This is a genomic window from Reyranella sp. GW821-FHT14A01 (genome assembly GCF_058803965.1).
In genome coordinates, this window is sequence record NZ_JBXAPM010000008.1 from 322777 (window position 1) to 330938 (window position 8162).

Sequence of the window (8162 nt, forward strand, 5' to 3'; positions counted from 1 at the left end):
GGATGGATCGCCAGGTTTTCGAGACCGAGCTGAAACGTGACGGCTACGACGAGATCCTCACCGGCACGACCGCCGGTCCCAAGCACAACACCGAGCACAGCCATCCCTACGATGTGAAGGCGATGGTGATCGACGGCGCAATCACGCTCGCCTGGGACGGCAAGACGCAGACCTTCAGCCCCGGCGAGGTCTTCACCATGGCGCGCGGTTGCCCGCACACCGAGACGTTCGGTCCCGAAGGCGCCGTGACCCTGGTCGGCCGCAAGCACTAGTGACGAGGACGACGCCAGCCTGGCAGCTCCTGCTGGCGTTCGCATTATCGCTGACAGTGCTGTGCGGCCTGATCGGCTGGCTGCAGAATGTCCACATCATCAGCAATAACGGGATGTACAAGAGCATCCAGGCCGAGCCCTGGATCGCCGATCCATCGACCGCGCGCCTCGATCCGTCGAATTACCTGTTCTTCCCGCTCTATGGCGTCAGCGCCCAGCTACTCGATGCGCTCGGCATCCTGCGCGGCGTGCCCTGGAAACAGTTCGCCTATCTCAATGCCTTCTGGGCGAGTCTCGGCACGGTCGTCATCTATGCCTTCGTCCATCGCCTGACGGGCAGGGCTGCCGTTGCGACGCTGGCCTCGGTGTTCCATCTCGGATGCGGCTTCGTCCTGCTCCTGTCGGTCATCAGCGAAGACATCATGCCGGGCTACGTGTTCGTCCTCGCCTCGATGGCGCTGGCCGGACTGTGGTTCGACAGGCCGACCTGGAAGCGCGTCGCCATTGTCGGCGTGCTGTTTACCCTGGGTTGGCTGATCGAATGGCGCCTGATGTTCCCGACCTTGCCGGCGCTCGTGCTGGCGCTGCTGGTCGCGCCGGAGCCGGTGCGGCAGCGTCTCGGCCACGTGCTTGTGCTGGTGGCTTCGGTCCTCGCCACGTCGGGCATCGTCCAGCTCCTGTGGGAGGGCCATAACGGGGCCATCGGCCTGCATGACATCCTGTGGACGGGCAAGGGCGTGGCCACCGGCTGGGCCGGCGTCACCTGGGACAAGGCCTGGATGATGCTGTCCGGCGTCGGCAACTACCTGCTGCTGGTCGGCGGCTTCGTCGACCCGCGATCGGCGCGCGAAGCCATGCTTCCACTGTCGCTTTCCGTGCTCGTGCAGGTCGCGATCTTCATCGCGAGCGCGAGCGTCCTGTGGCCGCGCCGACACGAGCCGCGCCTGCGCGCCGTCGTGATTGTCTTCCTCGGCACGCTGGGAGCCGGGCAGGTCCTGAACTTCTATTCCCAGCCGCAGGATCCGCAGATGCAGCTCAACGTCATGCCGTGGCTCACGGTGGCCTGGGCGCTGCTGCTCGCGGCGGCGCTGCCGGCGCGGCGCGTCGCGGCCATCGCGCTTGCGGTCCTGTCGTTTGCGCCCTTCGCCTGGAACGTCCCGGCGCTCGCCAAGTGGCGCGGCGACGACACGCGCTGGCTCACGGCGATGGCTGAGCTGGAGAAGCGCTTCCCGCCGGACTCCAGCGTCTTCCTCTATTTCGGCTACGAGCCGATCACGACGTGGAAGTACGCGTTGTGGAGCCGCACCTGGGATTGGGACAACAAGGTCGCGATCCCACCGGCGCCCTCCGCCGATCCGAAGTTCAAATGGATTGCCGTCAATGCCGGTGCGATTCGCCATCCCGGCTGGACGGCCGCCGAACACGCGGCGTCGCTGAAGCGCGACATCGACCTGGCGCTCGACCGCGGCTATCGCGTCATCGTCTCCGACATGTGGTCATGGCCATCCGACGTGTTGGCGGCCTATCTCGGCACCGTTGCCGCCGCGGGCCGCACCGATGCGATCTACCGGATGCTGCACGACGATTTCCGTGCGACCGAAGCCTTCAAGGATCCGATCGCCGGAACCTATTACGAGCTGCGCCGCCGCTGACTACCTTGCCTGGCGCAGACGCTCGCAGCGCTGCGGCGCCGGCTTGACCTGCGTGGCATTGGCGAGAGCCGCCAGGGTCGGGGCGAGCAGCGCTTCTCCCAGGAGTGCCTGGCCGGCATCGCCCGGATGGACGCTGTCCTTGTAGAGCGCGAGCTTGTCGGCGCCGTCGAAGAGGTGCGTGAGGTCGACGAAGCGCTCGCGCTGCGGACTTGTTGCGACAGCAGCCTTGAGCGTGTCGTACAGCGCCACCATGCGCTTCTGGCTCAGTATGTCGTCGCGGGCGATGCCGGAGTTGGCGGCGCTCATCGCGCGGCCGGGCTGGAGCGCCACGAAGCAGGCGAGCTTGCGGCCGGCGCATGAGGTCAGCACCTCGTTCATGTTCTCGGTATAGAGCCCGGCGATCGACTGGGCGTGGCGCGTGAACACCGCATCGTCCTGGTCGAGTTGGCGGCGGAAGGCCAGCACCTCGGCTTCGAGCTGGTTCTGCATCATCGTGTGCAGGATCGCGCTGTGGGTCGACAGCCACCAGAAGAAGCCGTCGCCGTAGAACTGGCTGAAGCGCAGGCCGAGCTGGAACGGATCGCCCGGCCGCACGCCCGAGTTGGCGGGAATGGTGACGTCGTTGTAGCCGTCGAGCACGAGGGCGAGGGTGGCGTTGCGCGGCACCACCGCGAGATGGAAGGCGAGCCGCTCCTGCAGCGACACGAAACCGCCCATCGCGGCGTTGAAGACATAGACGTCCTGGCGACCGAGCGTCTCGCGCAACCGCTTCTCGAGCAAAGCGTGCCAGGTCGTGGCCTTGCCGGTCGCCGAGAAACCCTGCGCCACCGAGCCGCCCAGCACATAGATCAGGATCGCATCGGGTTCGTCGCAGGCGATGCGATCGACCTCGGCGGCGGAGTAGCGCGCGCGGTCATGGCTGAACAGGAAATCGGACAGCGGTGTGGAGGAGGCAGGCGCCACCTCGGGCGAGGTGTAGAAGCCGAAGCCGCGCTCGCGGTAGCCCAGCGAATCGGGACCGCCCGGTGCGAAGGGCAGGCGGTCGTTGGGCACGAGGTACTGGTAGTCGCCGGTGACGAACAGTGGCTGGTACGGCCAGCGATAATGCAGCGGCTGCAGGCCGAACACCCAGCGTGCAACCAGCTCCGCGACGATTACCGACATGACGAGCGTGGCCAGGGTTGCGACGAACGCGCGAGAAAATCTCTCCATAAGTCTCATTTATTGCGTTCTTCTCCCCAAGACCACGCATTGACGACACCCTTCGATATCCGTATATCGGCCGCGGGCCACGCTCCCCCACCGGAGTGCATTTCTTCTGTAAGGGAGAATGACAATGACGAAGCCGTCAATGCGTCCTGCGCGTCCCGACTTTTCTTCGGGTCCCTGCGCCAAGCGTCCGGGCTGGACACCGGAAGTTCTCAAAGATGCCGCCGTCGGGCGGTCCCATCGTTCGAAGCTCGGCAAGAAGAAGATTGTCGAAGCGGTCGATCGTACGCGCGCGATCCTCGGCATTCCCGCCGACCATCGCATCGCCATCGTTCCCGCGTCCGATACCGGCGCGGTCGAGATGGCACTGTGGTCGCTGCTGGGCGCCCGCCCGGTCGACATGCTGACCTGGGAAAGTTTCGGCGAAGGCTGGGTCACCGACGTGGTGAAGCAGCTCAAGCTCAAGGACACCCGCACGCTCAAGGCGCCCTACGGCCAGATCGCCGATCTCAATTCGGTCGACTGGACGCACGACGTCGTCTTCACCTGGAACGGCACGACCTCCGGCGTGAAGGTTCCCAACGGCGACTGGATCGCCGACGACCGCGAAGGCCTTGCGATCTGCGATGCGACCTCGGCCGTGTTCGCGATGGACCTGCCGTGGGCCAAGCTCGATGTCGTCACCTGGTCCTGGCAAAAGGTCATGGGCGGTGAGGGCGCACACGGCATGCTCGTGCTGTCGCCGCGCGCCATCCAGCGGCTCGAAAGCTACACGCCTTCCTGGCCGATGCCGAAGATCTTCCGCCTGACCTCGGGCGGCAAATTCTCCGAGGCCATCTTCAAGGGCGACACGATCAACACGCCGTCGCTGCTCTGCATCGAGGACGCGATCGACGGCCTGAAGTGGGGCGAGGGCGTCGGCGGGCTCAAGGGCCTGATGGCCCGCTCCGAGGGCAATCTCGGCGTGCTCGAGACGTTCGTCGAGTCCCGGTCGTGGGCCGCCTTCCTGGCGACCGACAAGGCGATCCGCTCCAACACCTCGGTCTGCCTCGTGATCAAGGCGCCCTGGTTCACGGCGCTGCCGGCCGACAAGCAGGCCGCGGCGGCCAAGAAGATGGGCGACCTGCTCGAGACCGAGAAGGCGGGCTACGACGTCGGCTCGTACCGCGACGCCCCGCCGGGCCTGCGCATCTGGTGCGGCGCGACGGTCGAGAAGGCCGATCTCGAAGCGCTGCTGCCGTGGCTCGATTGGGCCTACGCCGAGATCGAGCGCGATTTCTCGTAGCTGGGGACGCGTCACTCCAGTGACGCGATCTTCCTGCTGCTGCATCGCATGACGCGCCACTGGAGTGGCGCGCACCCAGCAAAGAATTTGGAGTCATCCCATGGCAAAGCCCAAGGTTCTCATTTCCGATGAGCTGTCCCCGCGTTCCGTCGAGATCTTCTCGGAGCGCGGCTGCGACGTCGATTTCAAGCCGGGCCTGAAGCCCGCCGAGCTGCGCGCCATCATCGGCAACTACGAAGGCCTGGCGATCCGCTCGGCCACCAAGGTCACCGCCGAAGTCCTGGCCGAGGCCAGGAAGCTGAAGGTCGTGGGCCGCGCCGGCATCGGCGTCGACAATGTCGACATCAAGGCCGCGACCTCGCACGGCGTCGTCGTCATGAACACGCCGTTCGGCAACGCCATCACCACCGCCGAGCATGCCATCGCGCTGATGTTCGCCGTCGCCCGCCAGGTACCGGAGGCCAATACCAGCACCCAGGCCGGCAAGTGGGAAAAGAACAAGTTCATGGGCACCGAGCTCAGCTTCAAGACGCTGGGCCTGATCGGATGCGGCAATATCGGCTCGATCGTCGCCGAGCGCGCCATCGGCCTCAAGATGCGCGTCGTGGCCTACGATCCGTTCCTGAGCGACCAGCGCGCCACCGAGCTGGGCGTCGAGAAGGCGACCCTGGAGCAGGTGCTGGCCCGCGCCGACTTCATCACGGTGCACACGCCGCTCACCGAGCAGACGAAGAACATCCTGTCGCGCGCCAACCTGATGAAGACCAAGAAGGGCGTGCGCATCGTCAACTGCGCGCGCGGCGGCCTGGTCGACGAGCTGGCGGTGCGCGACCTGCTGGTCTCGGGCCACATCGCGGGCGCGGGCTTCGACGTGTTCGTCGAGGAGCCGGCCAAGGCGAACGTGCTGTTCGGCGCGCCCAACCTCGTCTGCACGCCGCATCTCGGCGCCTCGACGGTGGAAGCGCAGGAGAACGTGGCGCTGCAGGTCGCCGAGCAGATGGCCGACTACCTGCTGACCGGCGCCGTCACCAACTCGCTCAACATGCCGAACGTCTCGGCCGAGGATGCACCCAAGCTGGCGCCGTTCCTCGACCTCGCCGAGAAGCTGGGCTCGTTCGCGGGCCAGCTCACCGACACCGACATCAAGGCCGTCTCGATCGAGTACGAGGGCCAGGTGGCGAAGCTCAACGTCAAGCCGCTCACCCAGGTGGCGTTGATGGGCGTGCTGCGCCCGCAGCTCGACACGGTGAACATGGTCAACGCGCCGGTGATCGCCCGCGAGCGCGGCATTGAGGTGGCCGAGGTCAAGCACGAGCGCGAGACCGACTACAATTCGATGATCCGCCTCTCGGTCACGACGGAGAAGTACACGCGCTCGGTCACGGGCACGCTGTTCGGCGGCAAGCATCCGCGCATCGTCGAGATCAAGGGCATCGAGATCGACGCCGAGTTCGCGCCGCACATGCTCTACATCACCAACGACGACAAGCCGGGCTTCATCGGCCGCCTGGGCACCCTGATGGGCGAGGGCAAGGTCAATATCGCCACCTTCCATCTCGGCCGCGACAAGCCGGGCGGATCGGCCATCGCGCTGGTCCAGGTCGACCAGCCGATTTCGCCCGAGCTGATGGGCAAGATCGGCGGCATCGAGGGCGTCGTCCAGGCGAAGGCATTGGGCTTCTAGACTTCATCATCGTTTCGATATCGCGAAAGCCCCCGGGAGGGGCTTTCGCCGCGGGTACCGCTATTCAGCACCCGCCTTGATTTGCGCGCATCGTGAATTATTCTCTTCGGTTGAGGCCTCTCCGGCTTGTCAACAGTTGCGCGCATCCCCATGGGTTGCAGCCGGTACATCGACTCGCATAACGTCGGGTTGTGTACGGGATGTGACAGATCAAGGGAAACTTATTGCCAGTTGAGTGCAGTTGGCAATTTACAAGTAATCGTTTTATCCCTTTACTGACGCCCGGACTGTGAATGGGAAGTTGGGGGCTCGGCGTCGCGTACTTGGGGAATGTGATGAGCGCGGGGTGAGCGTCTCATCCGTTTGCGGCAGGAAACTGCCGACCGCACAGCGCTACCTTAAATCCCGACGCTTGAAGACTAGCGGCCGCCTCGCGGCCTGCTTTGGTGTGTGGCGACTGTACTTGGGGGTACTCGGGAAATGGCAAACTTTACCGGCACTTCGGCGGACGACACGTTCATTGGCACCGAATTCAACGATACCGCGATCGGCAATGGCGGGGACGATCAGCTCATGGGTTACGGTGGTGACGATACGCTGCACATCAACGGTAGCGGCATGAGCGTAGCCGACGGCGGTGCCGGCAGCGATACCTTGATTGCAGAGGGTGGTGGCGTAAAAAACCTGGCCGGCGGCGACGATGGCGACTTTCTTTACGTTGCCGGCGCAGCAGCCGGTTATGGCATCTACGGTGGAGCTGGTTACGACACGCTCGGACTCTACGGGGCAGTGGCCGACCTCAGCAGTTCATCGATCTGGGAAGTTGAAGCGTTTGTGGGCACGAACTCAAGCGACACGATCACGCTTACCTTGCCCCAATTCGCTGCCTTCAAAATGTTCGATGGCGGCGGTGCCACCGACACGGTGAAGCTGACCTTCTGGGGCAATATGGTCATTTCGGACTACACGACAGGAGCATGGTTCAACCTGTCCAATGTCGAGTTGTTGCAGATATTTGGCGGAAATGACGCCGATACTCTCAATGTCACCGATGAGCAGTTTGGTCAGGTCACTTCTTTCGACCTGTCGGACGGAACCGACACGCTTCACGTCGGAGTGGATGGAAACGTCGATTTCACGACTCGTTTCCCGACGCTGTCCGGGGTCGAGTATCTCACCTTGATGGGAGAGGGCAGCGTCAGGATGACCGTGGCGCAGCACAACCAGTTCTGGTCGGTCGCCGGCGGTCTGACGGTGACAATTGCCGATACAGGCGCGCATCTGAAGCTCTATACGCCAGCCCAGATCGGAGAGTTGGCGGGGCGCGGCGTCGACATGCTCGACGCCACGGACAACCTGCTCGAGCTGAGCGTCGCGCAGTACCTCCAGCTTGGCTCGGTCGGATTGACGGCCTCTGACGTCGTCGTCTTGGCCGACAGCGCCACCAACCTGCAGGCGCTCACGCCGGCCCAAATCGCCGGTCTGGCGGGCAAGCGCATCGACAGGATGGACGCCACGAACGACAGCCTGATTCTGACGGCGGCGCAGTATCAGGCGCTGGGAACGGTGGCGCTGACGGCAGCGGACACGGTGACGCTTGCCGACACGGGTGCGACGATCGGTGCCATGTCGGTGGGCCGCTTTGCGGCCCTCGCGGCTGCGGGCATCGACCGGATCGACGCCACGGACAATGTGTTGTCCCTTTCGGTGGCCCGGTACCAGGCGCTGGGGACGGTGGCGCTGACGGCAGCGGACACGGTGACGTTGGCCGATACGGGTGTCGCGCTGGCTGCGCTGACGGCGGCCGACATCGCTGCGCTGGCGGGCAAGGGGATCGACCGGATCGATGCCACGGCTGATGTGCTCACGCTGACGGCGGCGCAGTATCAGGCGCTGGGAAAGGTGGTGCTGACGGCAGCGGACACGGTGACGCTTGCCGACACGGGTGCGACGATCGGTGCCATGTCGGTGGGCCGCTTTGCGGCCCTCGCGGCTGCGGGCATCGACCGGATCGACGCCACGGACAATGTGCTGTCGCTTACAGTGGCCCGATATCAGGC

At 64.9% G+C, this 8162-nt stretch carries 6 protein-coding genes; 5 read left to right on the top strand and 1 reads right to left on the bottom strand.

Annotated elements, in window-relative coordinates:
• Positions 1-2: 2 nt before the first annotated feature.
• Both AC1ROX_RS16545 and AC1ROX_RS16550 read left to right on the top strand, forming a co-directional pair.
• Positions 3-272: a cupin domain-containing protein gene (locus AC1ROX_RS16545; RefSeq protein WP_493127028.1), complete on the top strand. Its 270-nt coding sequence runs from the start codon at positions 3-5 to the stop codon at positions 270-272.
• On the top strand, positions 272-1924 hold the full coding sequence (locus AC1ROX_RS16550; protein ID WP_493127029.1) for a hypothetical protein: 1653 nt from the start codon (positions 272-274) through the stop codon (positions 1922-1924). The genes AC1ROX_RS16545 and AC1ROX_RS16550 overlap by 1 nt, the downstream gene beginning before the upstream one ends.
• On the opposite strand, the gene AC1ROX_RS16555 is transcribed toward AC1ROX_RS16550, so the two are convergent.
• Positions 1925-3136 carry an SGNH/GDSL hydrolase family protein gene (locus AC1ROX_RS16555; protein WP_493127030.1) on the bottom strand — a complete coding sequence of 404 codons (1212 nt, stop codon included), beginning with the start codon at positions 3134-3136 and terminating at the stop codon, positions 1925-1927.
• Between the two features lie 118 nt (positions 3137-3254).
• On the opposite strand from AC1ROX_RS16555, the gene AC1ROX_RS16560 reads away from it, so the two are divergent.
• From AC1ROX_RS16560 to AC1ROX_RS16570, 3 genes are all read left to right on the top strand, one after another.
• Positions 3255-4418: a phosphoserine transaminase gene (locus AC1ROX_RS16560; RefSeq protein WP_493127031.1), complete on the top strand. Its 1164-nt coding sequence runs from the start codon at positions 3255-3257 to the stop codon at positions 4416-4418.
• 100 nt (positions 4419-4518) lie between these two features.
• Complete coding sequence (gene serA / locus AC1ROX_RS16565; RefSeq protein ID WP_493127032.1) at positions 4519-6102, top strand: phosphoglycerate dehydrogenase; 1584 nt, start codon at positions 4519-4521, stop codon at positions 6100-6102.
• Positions 6103-6582: 480 nt separating this feature from the next.
• A partial coding sequence (locus AC1ROX_RS16570; RefSeq protein ID WP_493127033.1) for a hypothetical protein occupies positions 6583-8162 on the top strand: 1580 nt, incomplete at its 3' end.